The organism is Nocardia sp. NPDC050718, from assembly GCF_040654235.1.
GTDB lineage: Bacteria > Actinomycetota > Actinomycetes > Mycobacteriales > Mycobacteriaceae > Nocardia.
In genome coordinates, this window is sequence record NZ_JBFAHQ010000001.1 from 577,635 (window position 1) to 599,174 (window position 21,540).

General features: G+C 69.8%; 20 protein-coding genes. 14 read left to right on the forward strand and 6 right to left on the reverse strand.

Annotation, left to right across the window (positions count from 1 at the left end):
- The first annotated feature begins 36 nt into the window (after positions 1-36).
- Positions 37-804 (forward strand): adenylate/guanylate cyclase domain-containing protein, encoded by a 768-nt coding sequence (locus tag AB0H54_RS02685; RefSeq protein WP_355274673.1) that lies wholly within the window; start codon positions 37-39, stop codon positions 802-804.
- An 81-nt stretch (positions 805-885) separates the two neighbouring features.
- Here AB0H54_RS02685 and AB0H54_RS02690 read toward each other — a convergent pair whose 3' ends face one another.
- Positions 886-1,029, reverse strand: a complete 144-nt coding sequence (locus tag AB0H54_RS02690; protein WP_355274678.1) for a hypothetical protein — start codon at positions 1,027-1,029, stop codon at positions 886-888.
- Positions 1,030-1,114: 85 nt separating this feature from the next.
- On the opposite strand from AB0H54_RS02690, the gene AB0H54_RS02695 reads away from it, so the two are divergent.
- The 10 genes from AB0H54_RS02695 to AB0H54_RS02740 all read left to right on the forward strand — a co-directional run bounded on the left by AB0H54_RS02695 (position 1,115) and on the right by AB0H54_RS02740 (position 11,742).
- Positions 1,115-2,830 (forward strand): acyclic terpene utilization AtuA family protein, encoded by a 1,716-nt coding sequence (locus tag AB0H54_RS02695; RefSeq protein ID WP_357342291.1) that lies wholly within the window; start codon positions 1,115-1,117, stop codon positions 2,828-2,830.
- Positions 2,827-3,978 (forward strand): acyl-CoA dehydrogenase family protein, encoded by a 1,152-nt coding sequence (locus AB0H54_RS02700; RefSeq protein ID WP_357342292.1) that lies wholly within the window; start codon positions 2,827-2,829, stop codon positions 3,976-3,978. Before AB0H54_RS02695 ends, AB0H54_RS02700 begins: the two co-directional genes overlap by 4 nt.
- Positions 3,975-5,573, forward strand: a complete 1,599-nt coding sequence (locus AB0H54_RS02705) for a carboxyl transferase domain-containing protein (protein ID WP_355274500.1) — start codon at positions 3,975-3,977, stop codon at positions 5,571-5,573. Before AB0H54_RS02700 ends, AB0H54_RS02705 begins: the two co-directional genes overlap by 4 nt.
- An 8-nt stretch (positions 5,574-5,581) precedes the next feature.
- Positions 5,582-7,579 (forward strand): biotin carboxylase N-terminal domain-containing protein, encoded by a 1,998-nt coding sequence (locus tag AB0H54_RS02710; protein WP_357342294.1) that lies wholly within the window; start codon positions 5,582-5,584, stop codon positions 7,577-7,579.
- Complete coding sequence (locus AB0H54_RS02715) at positions 7,576-8,736, forward strand: acyl-CoA dehydrogenase family protein (protein WP_357342295.1); 1,161 nt, start codon at positions 7,576-7,578, stop codon at positions 8,734-8,736. Before AB0H54_RS02710 ends, AB0H54_RS02715 begins: the two co-directional genes overlap by 4 nt.
- 60 nt (positions 8,737-8,796) lie before the next feature.
- Positions 8,797-9,579 (forward strand): enoyl-CoA hydratase family protein, encoded by a 783-nt coding sequence (locus AB0H54_RS02720; protein WP_357342297.1) that lies wholly within the window; start codon positions 8,797-8,799, stop codon positions 9,577-9,579.
- Between the two features lie 4 nt (positions 9,580-9,583).
- Positions 9,584-10,207: a TetR/AcrR family transcriptional regulator gene (locus AB0H54_RS02725; RefSeq protein ID WP_357342298.1), complete on the forward strand. Its 624-nt coding sequence runs from the start codon at positions 9,584-9,586 to the stop codon at positions 10,205-10,207.
- Between the two features lie 57 nt (positions 10,208-10,264).
- The gene (locus AB0H54_RS02730) at positions 10,265-10,471 is read left to right on the forward strand and encodes a type II toxin-antitoxin system VapB family antitoxin (RefSeq protein WP_189025116.1); all 207 of its coding nucleotides are present in this window, start codon (positions 10,265-10,267) and stop codon (positions 10,469-10,471) included.
- Positions 10,462-10,893 carry a PIN domain-containing protein gene (locus AB0H54_RS02735; RefSeq protein ID WP_357342300.1) on the forward strand — a complete coding sequence of 144 codons (432 nt, stop codon included), beginning with the start codon at positions 10,462-10,464 and terminating at the stop codon, positions 10,891-10,893. The genes AB0H54_RS02730 and AB0H54_RS02735 overlap by 10 nt, the downstream gene beginning before the upstream one ends.
- Positions 10,894-10,959: 66 nt before the next feature.
- Positions 10,960-11,742 carry an NAD(P)H-binding protein gene (locus tag AB0H54_RS02740; RefSeq protein WP_357342301.1) on the forward strand — a complete coding sequence of 261 codons (783 nt, stop codon included), beginning with the start codon at positions 10,960-10,962 and terminating at the stop codon, positions 11,740-11,742.
- Between the two features lie 407 nt (positions 11,743-12,149).
- On the opposite strand, the gene AB0H54_RS02745 is transcribed toward AB0H54_RS02740, so the two are convergent.
- Together AB0H54_RS02745 and AB0H54_RS02750 are read right to left on the reverse strand one after the other, a co-directional pair.
- Positions 12,150-14,534, reverse strand: coding sequence for a glycosyltransferase family 39 protein (locus AB0H54_RS02745; RefSeq protein WP_357342302.1), 2,385 nt, complete (start codon positions 14,532-14,534; stop codon positions 12,150-12,152).
- Between the two features lie 148 nt (positions 14,535-14,682).
- Positions 14,683-15,945, reverse strand: coding sequence for a bifunctional glycosyltransferase family 2/GtrA family protein (locus AB0H54_RS02750; protein ID WP_357342304.1), 1,263 nt, complete (start codon positions 15,943-15,945; stop codon positions 14,683-14,685).
- Between the two features lie 136 nt (positions 15,946-16,081).
- Here AB0H54_RS02750 and AB0H54_RS02755 point away from each other — a divergent pair, with 136 nt between their 5' ends.
- Entirely contained in the window at positions 16,082-16,576 is a 495-nt protein-coding gene (locus tag AB0H54_RS02755) for a DUF6790 family protein (protein WP_357342305.1), read from the forward strand.
- Here AB0H54_RS02755 and AB0H54_RS02760 read toward each other — a convergent pair.
- A complete protein-coding gene (locus AB0H54_RS02760; protein ID WP_357342307.1) occupies positions 16,573-17,199 on the reverse strand; it encodes a class I SAM-dependent methyltransferase in 627 nt (208 codons plus the stop codon). The genes AB0H54_RS02755 and AB0H54_RS02760 overlap by 4 nt on opposite strands.
- On the opposite strand from AB0H54_RS02760, the gene AB0H54_RS02765 reads away from it, so the two are divergent.
- Positions 17,180-18,061: a TetR/AcrR family transcriptional regulator gene (locus AB0H54_RS02765; RefSeq protein WP_357342308.1), complete on the forward strand. Its 882-nt coding sequence runs from the start codon at positions 17,180-17,182 to the stop codon at positions 18,059-18,061. The two genes, AB0H54_RS02760 and AB0H54_RS02765, sit on opposite strands and share 20 nt — an antisense overlap.
- A gap of 115 nt (positions 18,062-18,176) precedes the next feature.
- Here the strand turns inward: AB0H54_RS02765 and thiD are convergent, their stop codons facing one another.
- Entirely contained in the window at positions 18,177-19,025 is an 849-nt protein-coding gene (gene thiD / locus AB0H54_RS02770; protein ID WP_357342310.1) for a bifunctional hydroxymethylpyrimidine kinase/phosphomethylpyrimidine kinase, read from the reverse strand.
- Positions 19,026-19,102: 77 nt separating this feature from the next.
- Between thiD and AB0H54_RS02775 the strand changes: the two genes are divergently transcribed.
- Positions 19,103-20,251, forward strand: a complete 1,149-nt coding sequence (locus tag AB0H54_RS02775) for a GTP-binding protein (RefSeq protein ID WP_357342312.1) — start codon at positions 19,103-19,105, stop codon at positions 20,249-20,251.
- 104 nt (positions 20,252-20,355) lie between these two features.
- On the opposite strand, the gene AB0H54_RS02780 is transcribed toward AB0H54_RS02775, so the two are convergent.
- The gene (locus AB0H54_RS02780) at positions 20,356-21,501 is read right to left on the reverse strand and encodes an epoxide hydrolase family protein (RefSeq protein WP_357342313.1); all 1,146 of its coding nucleotides are present in this window, start codon (positions 21,499-21,501) and stop codon (positions 20,356-20,358) included.
- Between the last annotated feature and the right edge of the window lie 39 nt (positions 21,502-21,540).

The window sequence follows — 21,540 nt, forward strand, 5'->3', positions numbered from 1 at the left end:
CGGTCCGGTCGGCGGCGCGTCCAGTTCTCCTCGAAATTGCAGGCGGCCAATCGGCGTGCCGATGTGATCGGTGCGGTGCGCAAGGCTCGTCAGCAGCTCCCCGGTGACCCGGCGTTCGGCGATCCGCTCTCGGTCTCCGGTCCCGGTGGCGCCCGCGCGGTCGCCCGTGCCGCGGACAAGATCGTGGGTGGCACGCCCAGCGCGGCCAGGGAGATCGGTTTCGGCGCGCTCCAGGTGTGGCAGGCCGCGCTCGAGCGGATCGGCCGCGGTCGCGGTACCGAGGAGGTGACCATCGTGTTCACCGACCTGGTCGCGTTCTCCAGCTGGTCGCTGTCCGCGGGCGACGAGCGCACCCTGGAACTGCTGCGCAAGGTCGCCAAGGCCATCGAGCCGCCGATCGCCGAGCGGGGCGGTCAGGTGGTCAAGCGCATGGGCGACGGCCTGATGGCGGTCTTCTCGTCCCCCGATCGCGCGGTCCGCGCCGCCGTCGCCGCCCGCCGCAACCTGGCCGCGGTCGAGGTGGAGGGCTACAAGCCCCGCATGCGGGTCGGCCTGCACACCGGTTCCCCCCGCGAGATCGGCGGCGACTGGCTCGGCGTCGACGTCAACATCGCCGCCCGCATGATGGAGGCCGGCGGCAACGGCAACACGATGCTGTCCAGCACCACCCTCGCCGCCCTGCGCCCGGAAACCCTCGACGAACTGGGCGCCACCGTCAAGCCCTACAAACGCAACTTCTGGGCGGCCCCCCTCAACGGCGTCCCCGAAGACGTCCGCATCTTCAAGCTCAGCGCCCCGAGCTGAGCTCAGCCACGCTGCTGTTCGCGCTGGTACGCGCGCCAGGCCTGCTGGGTGGGCGTCGGCCTGGTGGTCAGCGCCGTCCAGCTACTGCAGCCAGAGGGCCGCGCCGATGGCGGCGAGGACGGCGGCGGCGATCAGGGCGATCGACATCGCGCGGTTGTTCTTCCAGGTCGTGTAGGCGCCGCCGAGCAGGAAGCCGGCCAGGGCGAAGAGGAGGACCGATGACATGGCTTCCATCTTGCCTGGTGGATTGCCCGCAATTAACAAGCACGCATGCTTGCTTTTTTTCTGAACCGATGTGATCCTGGGGTTCATGAGTGCACTCTCGGCGGACCCGGACCTGATCCGGATCGGAAACTGCTCCGGGTTCTACGGCGACCGGCTCAGCGCGATGCGCGAGATGCTGGAGGGCGGCGACCTCGACGTGCTGACCGGCGACTACCTCGCCGAGCTCACCATGCTCATCCTGGGCCGCGACCGGATGAAGGACCCCAGCCTCGGCTACGCCAAGACGTTCGTGAAGCAGATCGAGGACTGCCTGGCCCTCGCGCTGGAGCGCAACGTCCAGATCGTCACCAACGCGGGCGGCCTCAACCCGGCCGGGCTGGCCGAGCGGCTGCGCAAGGTCGCCGCCGACCTGGGCCTGGACGCCAAGATCGCGCACGTCGAGGGCGACGACCTGATCGGCCGCGCCGCCGACCTCGGCCTCGGACAGCCGCTGACCGCCAACGCCTACCTCGGCGCGTGGGGCATCGTCGAGTGCCTGAACTCCGGCGCCGACATCGTCGTGACCGGCCGGGTGACCGACGCCTCCGTCATCGTCGGTCCCGCCGCGGCCCACTTCGGCTGGGGCCGCACCGACTACGACGCCCTCGCCGGTGCCGTGGTCGCCGGTCACGTGATCGAGTGCAGTACCCAGGCCACCGGCGGCAACTTCGCCTTCTTCACCGAGCTCGGTGACCTCGGCCGCCCCGGTTTCCCGATCGCCGAGATCCGCCGCGACGGGTCGAGCGTCATCACCAAGCACGACGGCACCGGCGGCGCGGTCACCGTCGACACCGTCGAAGCCCAGCTCATGTACGAGATCCAGAGCGTGCGCTACGCGGGCCCCGACGTCACCACCCGCCTCGACAGCATCGAGCTGAGCCAGGACGGCAAGGACCGGGTGCTGATCAGTGGCGTCACCGGTGAGGCGCCGCCGCCGCAGCTCAAGGTCTCGCTGAACACCCTCGGCGGCTTCCGCAACGAGATGGAGTTCATCCTCACCGGCCTGGAGATCGAGGCCAAGGCCGCGCTGGCGCAACGACAGCTGGAAGCCTGGCTGCCCGCCAAGCCCGCCGAGCTGACCTGGACCCTGGCCCGGCTCGACCGTCCCGACGCCGACACCGAGGAGCAGGCCAGCGCGCTGCTGCGCTGCGTGGTGCGCGACCCCGACCCGAACAAGGTGGGCCGCGGATTCTCCAATGTCGCCGTGGAATTGGCGCTGGCCAGCTACCCGGGCGCGACCTTCACCACCCTGCCGGGCAACGGCTCGCCCTACGGCGTCTTCACGCCGGGCTTCGTCGACGCGCACGAGGTGCCGCACACCGCGGTGCTGGCCGACGGCACCCGCGTCGCCATCGAGCCCGCCGCGGAAACCGCGGTGCTGGAACCGGTCGCCGAACCCGAGCTGCCCGCCGACCTGCCGCCTTCGGAGACCGCTCGCGTCCCGCTCGGCACCATCGCCCTGGCCCGCAGCGGTGACAAGGGTGGTGACGCCAATATCGGCGTCTGGGTCCGCACCGACGAGCAGTGGCGCTGGCTGGTGCACACGCTCACGGTCGGCAAGCTCCAGGAACTACTGCCCGAGACGGCTGAGCTGACCGTCACCCGGCACGTGCTGCCGAACCTGCGGGCCGTCAACTTCATCATTTCCGGTCTGCTCGGCAAGGGCGTCGCCTACCAGGCACGGTTCGACCCGCAGGCCAAGGGGCTCGGCGAATGGCTGCGCTCCCGCCACATCGATATGCCGACGGAGCTGTTCGCATGACATCTGTTTGGGACACACCGGAACGTAAGGAACTGCGCGCCACGGTGCGCGGTTTCGTCGAGCGGGAGATCCTGCCCGACCTCGACACCTGGGAACGCGACGGCGCACTGCCCCGCGAACTGCACAAGAAGGCCGGTGAACTCGGCCTGCTCGGCATCGAGCACCCGGAATCGGCGGGTGGCGAGGGCGGCAGCATCGTCGACTCGATGATCGTCGGCGAGGAGATCCATCTCGCCGGTGCCTCCGGCGGGCTGTGGGCCTCGCTGTTCACCTGTGGAATCGCGTTGCCGCACATCATCGCTTCCGGCAATCAGGAGCAGATCGAGAAGTGGGCCGTGCCGACGCTGCGCGGTGATCTGATCGGCTCGCTGGCCATCACCGAACCCGGCGGTGGCTCCGACGTCGGCCACCTGACCACGACGGCGGTGCGCGACGGCGACGACTTCATCATCAACGGCGCCAAGACCTACATCACCTCGGGCACGCGGGCCGACTTCGTCGTCACCGCGGTCCGCACCGGCGGCGCGGGCGCGGCGGGCGTCTCGCTGATCATCGTGCCCACCGAGACGCCCGGCTTCACCGTCAGCCGCAAGCTGGAGAAGATGGGCTGGCTGTGCTCGGACACCGCCGAGCTGTCCTACGTCGACGTGCGGGTGCCCGCGGCGAACCTGGTCGGCGGCGAGAACACCGGCTTCGCACAGATCGCCAACGCGTTCGTCAGCGAGCGGGTGGGCCTCGCGGTGCAGGCGTACTCGCTGGCCCAGCGCGCCCTCGACCTGACCGTGCAGTGGTGCCGCGACCGGGAGACCTTCGGCCGCCCGCTGATCAGCCGCCAGAAGGTGCAGATGACGCTGACCGAGATGGCCCAGCGAGTCGACGTGTCGCGCACCTACACCCGGGCCCTGGTCGAGCGCTTCGTCGCCGGGGACACGAACCAGATCGCCCAGGTCTGCTTCGCCAAGAACAATGCCGTCGAGGCCGCGGAATGGGTCGCCAACCAGGCGGTCCAGCTGCACGGCGGCATGGGCTACATGCGCGAGTCCGAGGTGGAGCGCATCTACCGCGATGTGCGCATCATCGGCATCGGCGGTGGCACCAACGAGATCCTGACCATGCTGGCGTCGAAAGTATTGGGGTACCAGTCGTGACGACCTTCCGTTCCGCCGTCGACACCGCGTCGCCGGAGTACACCGCCGCCGCCGAGGCGATGGCCACCAAGCTCACCGAGGTCGAGGCCGAGTTCGCCAAGGCGATCGCCGGTGGCGGCCCCGACAAGGTGGCCCGGCACCACAAGCGCGGCAAGCTCACCGCCCGTGAGCGCATCGAACTGCTGCTCGACGAGGACTCGCCGTTCCTCGAACTGTGCCCGCTCGCGGCCTGGGGCAGCGACTTCCACGTCGGCGCGTCCACGATCGCCGGGATCGGCATCGTCGAGGGCGTCGAGTGCATGATCGTCGCGCCCGATCCGACCGTGCGCGGTGGCACCTCCAACCCGTGGACCCTGCGTAAGACCTTGCGCATCAACGAGATCGTCAAGCAGAACCGGCTGCCGGTGATCTCGCTGGTCGAGTCCGGCGGCGCGGATCTGCCGACGCAGAAGGAGGTCTTCATCCCGGGTGGCGCGATGTTCCGCGACCTCACCCAGGCCTCGGCCGCGGGCATTCCCACCATCTCGCTGGTGTTCGGCAACTCGACCGCCGGTGGCGCCTACATCCCCGGCATGTCCGACTACGTGGTGATGGTCAAGGAGGGCGCGAAGGTCTTCCTGGCCGGGCCGCCGCTGGTGAAGATGGCCACCGGTGAGGACTCCGACGACGAGACCCTCGGCGGCGCCGAGATGCACGCCCGCACCTCGGGTCTGGCCGACTACATGGCCGCCGACGAGCAGGACGCGATCCGGATCGGCCGCAACATCGTGCGCAGGCTGAACTGGAAGAAGCAGGGCCCCGAGCCGCGCGCCGAGGTCATCTCGCCGCTCTACGATCCCGAGGAACTGCTCGGCATCGTGCCCTCGGATCTGAAGATCCCGTTCGATCCGCGCGAGGTGATCGCCCGCGTCGTCGACGGTTCGGACTTCGACGAGTTCAAGCCGCTCTACGGTTCCAGCCTGGTCACCGGCTGGGCCGAGATCAACGGCTACCCGATCGGCATCCTGGCCAACGCGCGCGGCGTGCTGTTCTCCGAGGAATCGCAGAAGGCCACCCAGTTCATCCAGCTGGCGAACAAGAAGAACACGCCGCTGCTGTTCCTGCACAACACCACCGGCTACATGGTCGGCAAGGACTACGAGCACGGCGGCATCATCAAGCACGGCGCGATGATGATCAACGCGGTCGCCAACTCGACGGTGCCGCACATCTCGCTGCTGGTCGGCGCGTCCTACGGCGCCGGTCACTACGGCATGTGCGGGCGCGCGTTCAACCCGCGCTTCCTGTTCGCCTGGCCGAGCGCGAAGTCGGCCGTGATGGGCGGCGCGCAGCTGGGCGGCGTGCTCACCATCGTGCAGCGCGGCGCGGCCGAGGCCAAGGGCCTGCCGTTCGACGAGGAGGCGGCCGCCGGGCTGGCCGCCATGGTCGAGGCGCAGATCGAGGCCGAGGCGATGCCGATGTTCCTGTCGGGCAGGCTCTTCGACGACGGCATCATCGACCCCCGCGACACCCGCACCGTGCTGGGGATGGCCCTGTCGGCCATTCACACAGCCCCGATCCAGGGCGCCGAGGGCTTCGGCGTCTTCCGAATGTGAGGCGCGACATGGCGATTACGAATGTATTGGTTGCCAACCGTGGTGAGATCGCGCGCCGGGTGTTCGCCACCTGCCGCCGGATGGGGATCGGCACCACCGCGGTCTACTCCGACGCCGACGCCGCGGCCCCGCACGTGGCCGAGGCCGACGCGGCCATCCGGCTGCCCGGCAACACCCCCGCCGAGACCTACCTGCGCGGCGAGCTGATCATCGAGGCCGCGCTCTCGGCCGGGGCCGACGCCATCCACCCCGGCTACGGATTCCTCTCCGAGAACGCCGAATTCGCGCGCTCGGTGCTGGACGCCGGCCTGGTGTGGATCGGTCCGCCGGTCGCGGCGATCGAGCAGATGGGCTCCAAGGTCGAGTCGAAGAAGATGATGGACGCGGCCGGTGTCCCCGTCCTCGCCGAGCTCGATCCCGCCGAGGTCACCGAGGCGCACCTGCCGGTGCTGATCAAGGCGTCCGCCGGTGGTGGTGGTCGCGGTATGCGCGTGGTGCGTGAGCTGGGCGAGCTGAACGATCAGATCGCCGCCGCGCGGCGCGAGGCGGAGTCGGCCTTCGGCGATCCGACCGTGTTCTGCGAGCGCTACCTCGAGACCGGCCGCCACATCGAAGTCCAGGTCATGTCCGATACTTTCGGCAAGACCTGGGCCGTCGGTGAGCGGGAGTGCTCGATCCAGCGACGGCACCAGAAGGTCGTCGAGGAGGCGCCCTCGCCGCTGGTCGAGAAGATCGACGGCATGCGCGATCGGCTCTTCGAGGCGGCCCGGCTGGCGGCCGAGGCGATCGGCTACGAGGGCGCGGGCACCGTCGAGTTCCTGGCCGACGAGAAGGGTGACTTCTTCTTCCTGGAGATGAACACCCGTCTCCAGGTGGAACATCCGGTCACCGAGCAGACCACCGGCCTGGATCTGGTCCGCCTGCAGTTGCAGGTGGCCTCGGGTCTGCCGCTGCCCGCGACCCAGCCCGCCCAGCGCGGCCACTCGATCGAGGTCCGGCTCTACGCCGAGGACCCCGCGCACGACTGGCAGCCACAGAGCGGTCCGGTGCACAGGATCGAGATCCCGTTCACCGCAGGCGAGTTCACCGTCCTCGAGCAGGCGGGCGTACGGCTCGACACCGGTGTCGTGGACGGCTCGCTCGTCGGCGTGCACTACGACCCGATGCTGGCCAAGGTCATCTCCTACGCCGAAACCCGGGCCGAGGCGGCGCATCTGCTGGCCACCGCGTTGCAGCGGGCCAAGATCCACGGCCTGGTGACCAACCGCGACCTGCTCGTGCGGGTGCTGCGGCATCCCGCGTTCCTGGCCGGTGACACCGACACCGCGTTCTTCGCGACCCACGACCTGGCCGCGCTGTCCGCGCCGCTGGTGTCGGACGCCGACGAAGCGCTGTCGATCGTGGCCGCCGCCCTCGCCGACGCGGCGCTGGCGCACACCACGAACCGGTTCGCCAAGCTCGCTCCGAGCGGCTGGCGCAATCTGGCCTCGCAGCCGCAGCGCAAGTCCTACGAGAGCCGTACCAGCGGCACGCACGAGGTGCGGTACCGGTTCACCAGGGCCGGTGACATCGAGGTCGACGGCCACGACGGCCTCGCGCTGATCTCGGTGACGCCCGAGCGCGTGGTGCTGGCGGTGCCGGGCGAGCGCGGTCCGGTGCGCCGCCAGTTCGAGATCGCCCGCTACGGCGACCTCGTCGCGGTCGACTCGCCGCTCGGCCCGGTCGCCGCGCGCAGGCTGCCCCGTTTCACCGACCCGTCGGAGCAGGTCGCGGCGGGTTCGCTGCTCGCGCCCATGCCCGGCAGCGTGATCCGCCTCGGCGCCGCCGAGGGCGACCAGGTCACCCAGGGTCAGCCCATCCTGTGGCTGGAGGCCATGAAGATGGAGCACACGATCGTCGCGCCGGCCACCGGCGTCCTCAGTGCACTCAACGTGACCGTCGGCCAGCAGGTCGAGGTCGGAACCGTCCTCGCCGTCGTCGAGGAAGAAGAGCAGGAGCAGGCATGAGCTTCCACGAAACCGAAGAGCAGAAGGCGCTGCGCGCGGCGGTCGCCGCGCTGGCGTCGAAGTACAACTACCGCGACTACGTGCTGCCGCTCTCGCGCAAGAACGAGCCGCTCACCGAGCTGTGGGACGAGGCGGGCAAGCTCGGCTTCCTCGGCGTGAACCTGCCCGAGGAGTACGGCGGCGGTGGCGCGGGCATGTACGAGCTGGCGCTGGTGCAGGAGGAGTTGGCGGCGCAGGGCGCCGGGCTGCTGCTGATGGTCGTCTCCCCGGCGATCTGCGGCACCATCATCACCAAGTACGGCACCGACGCGCAGAAGCAGACGTGGCTGACCAAGCTGGCCGACGGCTCGTCGAAGATGGTCTTCGCGATCACCGAGCCCGACGCCGGCTCCAACTCGCATCAGATCACCACCACCGCCCGGCGTGACGGCGGCGACTGGATCCTCAACGGCCGCAAGATCTTCATCTCCGGTGTCGATCAGGCCGAGGCCATCCTGGTGGTCTCGCGCACCGAGGACCACAAGACCGGCAAGCTCAAGCCCGCGCTGTTCATCGTGCCGGTCGACGCGCCCGGCCTGGTGAAGAACGTCCAGGAGATGGACATCGTCGAGCCGGACAACCAGTTCACGCTGTTCTTCGACGACGTGCGCCTGCCCGCCGATGCCCTCGTCGGGTCCGAGGACGCCGCCATCGCCCAGCTGTTCGCCGGCCTGAATCCCGAGCGCATCATGGGCGCGGCCATGGCGGTCGGCCTCGGCCGCTACGCCATCGACCGGGCGGTGGAATATGCCAAGGAGCGCACGGTCTGGAAGTCGGCGATCGGTGCGCACCAGGGCATTTCGCATCCGCTGGCCCAGGTCAAGATCGAGCTGGAACTGGCCAAGCTGATGATGCAGAAGGCCGCGGTGCTCTACGACGCCGGTGACGAGTTCGGTGCCGCCGAGGCGGCCAATATGGCCAAGTACGCGGCCGCGGAAGCCAGCATCAAGGCACTCGACCAGGCGATCCAGACCCACGGCGGTTCGGGTCTGACCCGCGAGGTCGGGCTCGCGGCCATGCTGCAGGCCGCGCGCATCTCGCGCATCGCGCCGGTCAGCCGGGAGATGATCCTGAACTTCGTGGCCCAGCACTCGCTCGGTCTCCCACGCTCGTACTAGGCCCTCCGGCGGCCGCCCGGGTGGGCGGCCGCCGTTCCTCCCGGATGAACAGGAGTCCCGATGAGTGACGCGACGGAAACACCGTTCGTCCGCTACGAGGTCGTCGACGGGTTCGCCACGCTGACCTTCGATTCCCCGCACAACCGCAACGCGCTCTCGTCGAAGCTGGTGCGCGAGTTGCTGGCCGGACTGGACGCGGCGAACACCGATCCCGCCGTCCGCGGCATCGTGCTGGCACACACCGGCGACACGTTCTGCGCGGGCGCCGACCTGAAGGAGGCGAGCACCGCCGATCCGGCGACCGCGGCCGATCAGCGCACCCGCGTGATGATCGACGTGCTGCGCGGGATTCTCGCCTCGCCCAAGCCGGTCGTCGCCCAGATCGAGGGCAATGTCCGGGCCGGCGGCATGGGCATCATCGGCGCCTGCGATCTCGTCGTGGCCGGGCCCGGCAGCAGTTTCGCCCTCACCGAGGTGCGCATCGGCATGGCGCCGTTCATGATCTCGCTCACCCTGGTGCCGCGCATGGACCAGCGCTCGGCGAGCCGCTACTTCCTGACCGGCGAGAAGTTCGACGCCGCGACCGCGCGGGAGATCGGTCTGGTCACCATCGCGGCCGCCGATGCCGCCGCCGAGGTGAAGCGCCTGTGTGGCGAGCTGCGCAAGGGTTCGCCGCAGGGGCTGGCCGAGTCCAAGAAGCTGGTCAACGCGACCCTGCTCGCGCGCTTCGACGCCGAGGCCGAGGAGCTCGCACAGCGCTCGGCCGGTTTCTTCGGCACCCCCGAGGTGATCGAGGGCATGACCGCCTTCTTCCAGAAGCGCCCGCCCAGCTGGGCACAATAGTCCGATGGCGACACCCCACGAACCCAAGCAGGACCGCAGCCGGGCCACCCGGCAGCGGCTGCTCGAGGCGACCATCGACTGCCTGGCCGAGACCGGCTGGGCAGCCGCCACCGTGTCGGTGGTCGCCGAACGGGCCGGGGTGTCGCGCGGTGCCGCCCAGCATCATTTTCCGACCAGGGAAGACCTGATCACCGGCGCGCTCGAGTACATGTTCGACACCAGGATGGATCAGTCGGCCGCCGAGGCCGCCGCCATCAGCGAGGTCGCCGAGGGTGTCGGCCGCACCCGCGCCGTCGTCTCCGGGCTGGTCGAGTCCTACACCTCGCCGCTGTTCAAGGCGGCCCTCCAGGTGTGGACGCACGCCGCCGCCGACCCGGCGCTGCGCGAACGCATCGTCCCGCTCGAGGCCAGGTTCGGCCGGATCGCGCACCGGCGTGCGGTCGAAGCGCTCGGTGTCGACGACTCCGATCCGGTCAACCATCACCTGGTCCAGGCGACCCTCGACCTGGCCCGTGGGCTCGGGCTGGCCGATGTCCTCACCGACGACTCGGCGCGACGGAAATTGATCGTCGACCAGTGGGCATCCACCCTGCACGCGGCGCTGCACACCGCCGATCAACCCTTGTGACCTGCGCAGTTATCTGTATATACTTCCGGCATGGGGGATATATCGAGGGACTGTGACATGACCAAACGGCTGATCGAGATCGACGACGAACTACTCGAGTCCGCGCAAGCCGCGCTCGGCACTTCGGGCGTCTCCGATACCGTTCGCGCCGCGTTGAACTCGGCCGTGGTGGCTCGCGCCCGTGCCCGTGAAGTCGAGTGGTTGATCAACGGGGGTATGGCCGAGATGGCCGACAAGGATCGGCGCGACGACGTATGGCGATAACGGCGCGCTACCTGCTCGATACGAGCGCTTCCGCGCGCATGAGTCATCCGGAAGTCGCCGCCGAACTCGCTCCGCTGATCAAGGCGGGGTTGGTTGCGACGTGCGCCGCGCTCGATTCGGAGGCGCTCTACAGCGCCCGCAGCCCCGCGGACTACGAGGAGATCCGGTTTCGGCGGCGGGCGGTCTACGAGTACCTGCCCACGAACGACGAACACTGGCACAGTGCTTTCGTGGTTCAGCGGGAACTGGCGCGCACTGGCCGGCACCGATCGGTCGGCATCCACGACCTGCTCGCCTCGGTCTTGGCGGTCGAACACCGCCTGGTCCTGGTCCACTACGACGCCGATTTCGAAGCCGTCGCCTCGGTCGTCGACCTCAATCACCGCTGGGTAGCGCCACGCGGGAGTCTCGGATCATCCTGATGTCACACTCCCCGCCCCCGCTTCGTCGTCTCTGTGAACGCGAAAGAAGCGAAGAAGGAGCGGATCATGGGTGAGCGGAAGAAGATCGCGGTGGCGGGGGCGACCGGCAGGCTGGGCAAGCACGTGGTGGACGTGCTGACCGAGCGCGGCCACGAGGTGGTCGCGTTCTCCCGCGCGAACGGAGTCGATATCGAGACCGGCGCCGGGCTCGACGCGGCGCTGACCGGCGTCGACCTCGTGATCGACGCGTCCAGCACCCCGTCGGCCGACCAGCAGGTGGCGACGGAGTTCTTCACCGCCTCGGCCCGCAACCTGCACGCCGCGGGCGAGCGGGCCGGGGTCGAGCGGCTCGTCGTGGTCTCCATCATCGGCATCGATGGCTCCCTCGCCGGGTACAACGCCGCCAAGCTCGCCCACGAGCAGGAACTGCTGAAGGGGGCTGTGCCCGTGCAGATCCTGCGCGCCGCGCAGTTCCACGAACTCGTCGAGGTGATGGCTCAGTGGGGCACCCAGGGTGCGGTCGCCTACCTGCCCGCGATGCGCACCCAGCTGGTCGCCGCCCGCACGGTGGCCGAGGCACTGGTCGACCTCGCGACGAATCCGATTCCGGCCGAAGACATCCCGTTCCCCGAGATCGCAGGCCCCCAGCCGGAGACGATGGCCACCGCCGCCACCGCCCTGTTCGCGGCCCGCGGTGACGCCCGCCAGGTCATCGAGGTCTCCGACAACGCCAACCCCGACCGCGAACAGTTCGAGAACGGCACCCTCCTCCCGTCCGCCCACGCCACCCTCGCGGGCCCGACCTTCACCGAATGGGTCGCGGCGAGCGAGCCCGTCGTTGCCGGGTGAAGCGCAGTGCCCCAAGGCAACCGACTGCCGAGCCGCTGCCTGTCCGGCGGGTACGGACGAGCCGACATGCCTTGCAGGGCAGCATGTTTCTCGGCTGCGGCCGGATACTCGACGCCGGCCCCGCTGCGGGCGGCACCGGCGAAGCCCGGCCGGTCGGCTCGGCATCGCTGCCGGGCAAAACCGGAGGGGCCGGCTTGCATGCGGGTGAAACCTGGTCCGACGACTCGGCATCTCGGCCGGGCGAAACCGGGGGGCCGACTTGCCTGTGGCCGGTGAAACCGGGGCCGACGACTCGGTACCGAGGCTGGGCTGGTCGACTCGGCATCTAGGCAGGGTCGGCCGGATCGCTGTGATCCGACCGGCCCTGCCTCGAGTGTGCTTGCGGCTGTGGGCGTTCGGCCTGCCGGTTACTTCGGTTGGGTGAGGTCGTACAGTGTCACGCCGTCGACCGTGGTGGCCGTGTAGTTCGCCGTCACCCAGGCGGTGATGGCCGAGCTGGTCGACTCGCTGTTCCCGCCGGGGCCACCCCGGCCACCCGCCACGAAGTAGTGGATCTTGCCTTCGGCGACATAGGTTTTGAACTGTTCGAGGGTGGGGGAGGGGTCGCTGCCGTTGAAGCCGCCGATCGGCATGACCGGCAGTTCGGTGGCCAGCTGGTATCCGGCGGCGCTGTTGGAACCGACCGTCGCCGCGACCCAGGTGTAGTTCTCGCCGTTGTGCTCGAGCAGGCTGACGATCCGCTCGCTCGGAAGCGAGCCACCGAGCAGCCCACCGGGCCCACCCATCATCTGATCACCGGCACCACCCTGCTGGGCCGCACCACCGTCCGACTGCGTACCGCCACCCGTAGCTCCACTCGACGGCATACCGCCGCCCTCCGTATTCGCGCCGCCCGAGGGCAGACCGCCTTGTGCGTTGGCACCGTCCGGCAGCTGACGGCCCTGAGTGTTGGCGCCGTCCGGCGGCAGACCGCCCTGCGCGGTGGCACCGCTCGGCGGCAGACCGCCCTGCGTGTTCGCGCTGCCCGGCGGCAAGCCGCCCTGCGTGTTCGCGCTGCCCGGCGGCAGACCGCCCTGCGCGTTGGCGCCACCCGGCGGCAAGCCGCCCTGCGCGTTGGCGCCACCCGGCGGCAAGCCGCCCTGCGCGTTGGCGCCACCCGGCGGCAAGCCGCCCTGCGCGTTCGCGCCACCCGGCAGCTGACCACCCTGCGCGGCGCCGCCACCTGACGAATTCGCACCGTCGGTCCCCGGCATCGCGCCCATCCGTCCATCACCCCCGGGCCGCATACCAGGCCCACCACGACCCCCGAACCCGTGCATCCCACCGGCATTCGGCCCGGCCGACGGAATCGCACCCGAGTGCGCGGTGGCGAGGGTGTCGATGGAGTACGCGACGGGGCCGGCGAGGCCGACGAAGGTGGCGGCGATGGCGGCGATCAGCGCTTGTCTGCGGGCCAGCGGGAAGGCCGCTGCGATGGTCGCGAGGACGCCGAGGGCCAGGATGGTCCAGCGCAACCAGTGCTGGAAGGAAGCGCTGCGCGACAACAGTATCCACGCAGTGGCGGTGCTGAGGCCGATGGCGAGGGCGCAGGTCAGGCGGACCCACAGCCGGTCGCGTGCGCCCCACAGCTGTACCGCGCCGATGCCGATCAAGGCGGCGACGGCGGGTGCGAGGGCCACCGTGTAGTACTGGTGGAAGATCCCCGCCATGTAGCTGAATACCAGGCCGGTGACGAGCAGCCAACCGCCCCACAGGATCAGCGCGGCCCGGCGCCGGTCGGTGCGTGGCGCCCGCCCGCACAGCACGAGTCCGGCGACCAGGGCGACCAGCGCGGCCGGGATCAGCCAGGCGATCTGACCGCCCTGCGCCGGCTCGAACAGCCGGGTGATCCCGGTGCTGCCCCACATGCCGTTGCCACCGGCGGGCAGTTCACCGCCGGGGCCGACACTGCCGCGCTCGTTGCCGTTCAACCGGCCGAGCCCGTTGTAGCCGAGGGTCAGTTCGATGATCGAATTCTCGTGCGACCCACCGATCCACGGTCGCTGGTCGGCGGGCCACAGCTCCACCGTCAGCAGCCACCAGCCCGCGGCGGCCACCATCGCGGCGCCCGCGGCGAAGAGCTGCGCGATCCGCTTGCCCAGCCGCGGCGGGCCCGCGAACAGGTAGGTCAGCGCCAGCGCGGGCACGACGAGCAGCACCTGCAATTGCTTGGCCAGGAAGCCGAAGCCGATCAGGCCGCCGGTGAGCAGCAGCCACCGCCAGCGCCCGTCGGCGACGGCGCGGGTCATCGCCCAGGCCGCCGCGGTCATCAGCAGGACCAGCAGGGCGTCGGGGTTGTTGAACCGGAACATCAGCACCGCGACGGGTGTCACCGCGAGCACCGTGCCCGCGATCAGACCCGCCGCGGGGCCGAAGGATCGGCGCACGGTAGCCCACAGCACCGCGACCGTCGCGACGCCGAGCAGCACCTGCGGCACGAGCATGCTCCAGCTGTTGAGCCCGAACAGCCGCACCGACAGTTCCATCACCCACAGCGAGGCGGGTGGTTTGTCCACGGTGATCGAGTTGGCGGCGTCGGACGAGCCGAAGAAGAACGCCTCCCACGACCGCGAACCCGCTTGCACCGCAGCGGCATAGAAGTCGTTGGCCCAGCCGTTGGCACTGAGATTGATGAGATAGGCGACGGTGGTGCCGAGCAGCAGAACCGCCAAGGCCGGGAGTTCCCAGCGGGGTCGAGGCGCGGGGTCGGGCACGGTGCTCGCTGTCCGCGGTGACGCGATCGTGGCGGTCATCGGGAAACCTCCGAACTGCCGGGTGCCGAATCCGCCCGCTCGGCGGTGATCGTCGCGCGGTCGGACCCGACATCACCGATGCGCGTGATCGGCTCGGTGATCGCCTGCGGGGACGAGTGGCCTCGGCCGACGGGGGACGGCGTAGTGCTCATCGGTTCGCCTCCACGGAGACGCGTCGCGACGGCTCGGCGGTGACGGCCTCTACGGTCGCGTTCCGAAACACCCAGCGCAGTCCGACGAATCGGGTGAGCGTCGCGAGCAGATTGGCGGCGATCAGGACGCCGAGCTCCACGGCGACGGGTGCCGCCGGTGCCCAGCGGTGCAGCGCGAACAGCGAACCGCTCGTGATCGCCAGGCCGAACGCGAAGATGGCCAGGCCCTGGAACTGGTGCGTCATCGCGTCACCACGTCCCCGCACCCCGAAGGTGAAGGCCCGGTTGGCGGCGGTATTGCCGACCGCGGTCACCAGCAACGCCACCAGGTTCGCGCCCTGCCCGCCGACGAAGGGTTGCAGCAGCAGATACAGCACCACGTAGGCGAGCGTGGACAGGACGCCGACGATCGCGAACCGCACCAGCTGCCCGACCATCCCGAGCGGCACGCCCGCCACCAGCGGTTCGCGGCCGACGGCGGCGCGCAGCTCGTCCAACGGCAGCGCGCCGGTGGCCAGCGCCCTGGTCAGCCGCCAGATGCCGCGCAGGTCCTTGCGGGCGGTGTCGACGATGTCGACCCGGCTGTCCGGATCGTCGATCCAGTCGACGGGTACCTCGTGGATGCGCAGGCCGGCGCGTTCGGCCAGGACCAGCAGTTCGGTGTCGAAGAACCATTCCCCGTCGCGCACCAGCGGCAGCAGCTCACGGGCGACATCGGTGCGCACGGCTTTGAAACCGCACTGCGCGTCGGAGAAGTGCGCGCGCAGGGTGGTCTTCAGCAGCAGGTTGTAGCAGCGGGAGATGATCTCGCGCTTGGGTCCGCGCACCACCCGCGAGGACGCGTCGAGCCGGGTGCCGATCGCGAGGTCGGAATGACCGGACACCAGCGGCGCGACCAGCGGCAGCAGCGCGTTCAGATCGGTCGACAGGTCGACGTCCATGTACGCGACCACCGTCGCGTCCGACCCCGCCCACGCCGCCCGCAGCGCCCGGCCGCGGCCCTTGGCGTCCAGGTGCAGCACCTGCACGCCGTCGAGCTCGGCGGCCAGCAGCCGCGCGACCTCGAGGGTGGCGTCGGTGCTGGCGTTGTCGGCGATCGTGATCCGGGCGGTGAACGGGAACCCGTCCCGCAGGTAGGCGTGCAGCCTGCGCACGCACACGCCCAGGTCGGTCTCTTCGTTGTAGACGGGAATCACCACGTCGAGCACCGGCGCGCGGCGGCTCTGCGTGGGCTGTGGCTCGGCCTCGGTCTGGGTCATGGAACCTACCATCGACGGCGGCGCTGCCACCGAGCTGGGACAGAGCTGGGAGGTTCCTGGGGATCCGGGCCGCTACACTGGAAAGGCTCGACTACCTGCTGGAACAGTGCTCGACTACCGAGTCGGAGGCGTTGCGATGCCCACCATCATCGCGGTGCTGGTCGCCCTCGTCGGCGCGTTCGTCCAGAGCCGGCGTCAGCCCGGCCGCCGCGCGGTCGATATCCACCTGGTCTGGTGGATGGTGGCCGTCGTCGGCATCGCCTCGGTGCTCGGCGCCGCCGCGCACATCTTCGACGGCGCGAATGTCGCCGAGCAGATCGGTTACACCCGGGGCGACGGTGGCTTCCAATGGGAGAACGCCATGGGCGATCTGGCCATCGGCGTGGTCGGCATCATGGCCTACTGGTTCCGCGGCCACTTCTGGCTGTGCACGATCGTCGTCCTGACCATTCAGTACTGGGGCGACGCGGCCGGGCACATCTACTTCTGGATCGCCGAGGACAACACGAAGCCGTACAACATCGGCGTCCCGCTGTGGACCGACATCCTGCTGCCGATCGTCATGTGGGTGCTCTATCTGCTGTCCCGCCGAAGCGGTGGCGACGCGCTGCCCAAGGCGGCCGCCGACTAGCCGCGCCGCACGCGCAGCACGCTGTCGGCGCGTTCGCCCTCGACGCCGTCGGGGCTCTTCGACGGACTCGTGATCAGGCCCGCGGTCTCCACGTGCCACTCGGGGCCGAGGTCGAGCTGGGCGAGCATCTGCTCGATGGTCGGGAAGGACACGTCGTGCGGCGGGGTGGTGACCCAGGTCGGCCAGTGCGCGTGGCTGCCGATCACCAGCGAGCCACCCGGTGCGACGGCGGCCGCGGCCCGGCGCAGGATGGTCGCGCGCTCGTCGGGGCGTTCCACCGGCGAGTGCAGGAACTGCGCGGAGACCAGGTCGAAGGTGCCCGCCGGGAAGCTCGTCTGCAGGTCGTGGCGTTCCCAGGTGACGCGAACGCCCGCGTCGGCCGCGTGCCGCGCGCCCCGCTCCAGCGCCGTCGCGGAGACGTCGACCGCGGTGACCTGCCAGCCCTGCCGGGCCAGCCAGATCGCGTCGCCGCCCTCGCCGCACCCGAGGTCGAGGGCGGTGCCCGGCGTCAGCTCGGTGGCCTCGCCGACCAGGGTCTTGTTGGCGTTACCGGTCCAGATCTGGTCCCGCTCGCGGTAGAAGTCCTCCCAGAACTGTTCGGGGGTGGGCGCGGTCTCGGTCATCGGGGCTCCTGTCGGTCGGCGGACGCGTAGACGATTCGATGGTGCGGGCACCCGCGGCAATTCCGCAAGAAAGGTTGCCGGTCCGGCAAATGTTGCCCCGCGCAGCACCCAGGCCGACCACGCCAATAAGCTGCTGACCGTGACACGCGGTTACCGGAAAGCAGACGAGCCGGTCCGTCGTGTCGACGCGCGGACGGAACGGTGGCGCGAACACCGGGTGCAGGTCCGGATCGAATTCGTCGACGCCGCGTTCCGCGCGCTGGATCGGGTCGGCCCCGATGTGAGCATGGGCGATATCGCCAAGGAGGCGGGCGCGGCCAAGCCGAAGCTCTACCGGCATTTCGAGGACAAGACCGATCTCTACAACGCGATCGTCGACCGGGTCCGCGACATGCTGTGGGAGCGGATGCTCAGCGGGGTGAATCTCACCGACGATTCCGTCGCCGACCTGGTCCGGCGCGCGGCCGCCGAATACGTGGCCGTCGTCTCCGAGCATCCGAACGTCTTCCGGTTCATGCTGCACAGCCATTTCAGCCAGCAGGCCAAGGAAACGGAACGGGCGCTGGTCGCGGCCAGGCAATCGGCACGCCGCGCCGCGGAATTCTTCGCCGAACTGCTGCCGACCGAATCGATCGACGTGGCGGGGATCGAATTGGTGAACTATTCGATTTTCGGCGCGGTGGCCTCGGCCACGGACTGGTGGCTCGGCGCGAATCAGCGCGAGGTCTCGGCGATGCCGGTGGAGCGATTCGTCGACTATCTGGCCGAGAGCATCTCGGCGCTGGCCCTGGCGCACGCACGGTTCAACGGAGTCAGGATCGATCCGTCGCGACCGTTGCGCGACGCGTTCGTCGTCGGCTGAAAGTCTTCGCGCCCGAGGCGAACTCCGTTGTTCTCGCCGGCTGCGTCGTTGGAACCGGTGGTGGGTGCGATGGGTTCAGTATGAACCCACCCACCGACAAGTTCGCGACGCCACGCTAGGCGTCGGTGTGCAGCCGCCACAGCGGCGAAACCGGCCCGTGGCCGGCGCCGAGATCGTAGGACGCGGCCAGGCAGCGGTAGGTCCACTCCTTGGCGAAGGCGACCGCGTCGGGCACCGGATAGCCGTTGGCCAGCGCGCTGGCGATGGCCGCGGCCAGGGTGTCGCCGCCGCCGTGATCGTTGCCGGTGGCGATGCGCGGCGCGGTGAACTCGCGGAAGGTGTCGCCGTCGTAGAGCAGGTCGGTGCTGTACTCCGAGGAGCGCAGGTGCCCGCCCTTGACGATCGCCCACTGCGCGCCCAGCTCGTGCAGCGCCTCGGCGGCCTTGCGGGCGGTGGCGTCGTCGACCACTTCGATGCCGGTGATCAGGCGGACCTCGTCGAGGTTCGGGGTGACGACCGTAGCCAGCGGGATGAGGGTGTTGCGCACGGCGTCCAGCGCCTCGGCGTGCAGCAGCGCGTCGCCGTGCATCGACGCCGCGACCGGGTCGACGACCAGCGGCACGGCCGCGTCGCGCCCGATCCCGACCTCGCGGCACACCTCGGCGACGGCCTCGATGATCGCGGTGGAGGCCAGCATGCCGGTCTTGGCCGCGCCGATCCCGATATCGCGGACGACCACCCGCACCTGGTCGGCCACGATGTGCGGCGGGATCTCGTGAAACCCGCTGACGCCCACCGTGTTCTGCACGGTCACCGCCGCCACCGCCACGCACGCGTGCACTCCGCACAGCGCCATCGTCCGCGAGTCGGCCTGGATACCGGCGCCGCCGCCGGAGTCGGTTCCCGCGATGGTGAGCGCGCGAACAGGGGTCTGGCCATCGGGGGTCAGCGGCAACATCTTCACGCCCCAACCCTACGACCGGGCGCGCCGTGCGGAGACCCCACCCGCGAACAGCAAATGAAAACCATTATCATTAACTCGTGACCAACTCCGCTCCCACCGCGCACCTGCCCGTCACCGTCCTGTCCGGGTTTCTCGGCGCGGGCAAGACCACGCTGCTCAACCACATCCTCGCCAACCGGGACGGCCGCCGGGTCGCGGTCATCGTCAACGACATGAGCGAGGTCAATATCGACGCCGCGCTCGTCGCGGGCCAGGGCCACCTGGACCGGACCGAGGAGAAACTGGTCGAACTCACCAACGGCTGCATCTGCTGCACGCTGCGCGAGGACCTGATCGAGGCCGTCGCCCGGCTGGCCCGCGACGGCCGGTTCGACCAGCTGGTGATCGAGTCCACCGGTATCTCCGAGCCGATGCCGGTGGCCGCGACCTTCGACTGGGAGTTCGAGGACGGCTTCCGCCTCGGCGAGCTGGCCCGCCTCGACACGATGGTGACCGTGGTCGACGCGTCGACCTTCCTGGCCGAGCTGGTCAAGGGTCAGGCGCTGGCCGAGCGGGAACTCGAAGCGGGCGAGGGCGATACCCGCACCATCGCGGATCTGCTGGTGGACCAGGTGGAGTTCGCCGACGTGCTGCTGATCAACAAGACCGACCTGGTGAGCGCGAACGCTTCGGCCACCGTCGAGGCCACCGTCCGCAGGCTCAACCCGAGGGCGCACATCCTGCGCACGGAGAAGGGCGTGGTCGAGCTGGACGAGGTGCTCGCCACCGGCCGGTACGACCCGGTGGTGGCCGCCGAGGCCGAGGGCTGGGCCGAGGAGCTGGCCGGCGGTCACACGCCCGAGACCGAGGAATACGGGATCAGCAGCCTCACCTACACCGCCGATCGTCCGTTCCATCCGGACCGGCTGGCCGAGGCGCTGTCTGGGCTGCGGGGGATGTTGCGCAGCAAGGGATTCTGCTGGATCGCCAGCCGCCCCGAGCTGGCCGCGATCTGGTCGCAGGCCGGTCCGAACCTGACCTTCGAGCCGGGCGCGTGGTGGTCGTCGCTGGACGTGCCCGCCGGTCAGGAGATCGTGTTCATCGGCGTGCGCCTGGACGCGTCCGCGGTCCGGCGCGCCCTCGACGCCGCGCTGCTCACCGACGCGGAGTTCGCCGCTGGTCCGGCCGGGTGGGCCGGCTTCGCCGATCCCTTCCCGGCCTGGGGCGACCTGCACGAGCATCACTGATTGCGTTCTTTGGTGCGCGTATAACACTGCGCTGGTGCATGATTCGAATGGGCCGCGACCCACGCGCCGATGAGGGGAGCGTGGGCCGCGGCACCGAAGCCGGATCAGGCGAGGCCGGCGAAGAATCGGCGGATGTCGCCGACCAGCACCTCGGGCGCCTCGTGCGCGGCGTAGTGTCCGGCCGCGTCGTTCGCGCCGCCCGTCGCGGCGGCGGTGTCGTAGGAATTCCAGCTGACGATATTGCTGTGATCGCGCTCGGCGAACCGGCGGATCGACTGGAAGTCACCGGCGAACATGGCCAGCCCGGTCGGCACCGTGGTCGGCTCGGTCGGGTGCTCGGTGGCGTGGGCGTCCTCGTAGTAGAACCGCAGCGACGAGCCCGAGGTGCCGGTGAGCCAGTACAGCGCGATGTTCGCGACGACGAACCGCGCGTCGATCGACTCGCCGAACAGCTGCGCGTTCCAGCCGAGCAGCCCGACCGGCGAATCGGCCAGGGCGTAGGCCAGGGTTTGCGGCTGCTGGCTGTGCAGGGTGTTGAAGGCCATCTTGTTCTCGTGGAACCACTGCAGGTGCGCCAGCGCGGCCATATCCGCCTCCGAGAGGCCCTCGAACTCGGCCGGATCGCCGGACGGGAACGAGTACAGCTGGGTGACGTGCACGCCAAGCACCTGCTCGGGCGCGATCCGGCCGAGCTCGGGGGAGACCATCGAGCCGCCGTCGTTGCCGATGGCGCCGTAGCGCTCGTAGCCGAGGCGCGCCATCAGCTCGGCCCAGGCGCGGGCGGTGCGGTAGCGGTTCCAGCCGGTGCTGCGGGTCGGGCCGGAGAAACCGAAGCCCGGCAGCGACGGGATGACCAGGTGGAAGGCCGGATCCTCGGCCGATTCCGGCTCGGTGAGCGGGGCGATCACGTCCAGGTACTCGAGGATCGAGCCCGGCCAGCCGTGGGTGAGGATCACCGGCGTCGCGTCGGCCCGCGAGGACCGGATGTGCAGGAAGTGGATGTTCTCGCCCTCGATCTCGGTGGTGAATTGCGGGTACGCGTTCAGCTCGGATTCCAGTGCGCGCCAGTCGAACTCCTCGAGCCAGTACTCGGCGAGGGCGCGGATGCGGTTGGCCGGGACGCCGTAGGCGTCGCCGACGCCGGGCAGCTCGTCCGGGAAGTGGGCGCCGCGCAGGCGGGCGGCGAGGTCGTCGAGCTTCGCCTGGGGCACGTCGATGCGGAAGGGGGTGATGGTGGCCGTGGCGGTCATGTCGACTCCTTGTTTTCGAAACGGAATGCTTCGTTCTGT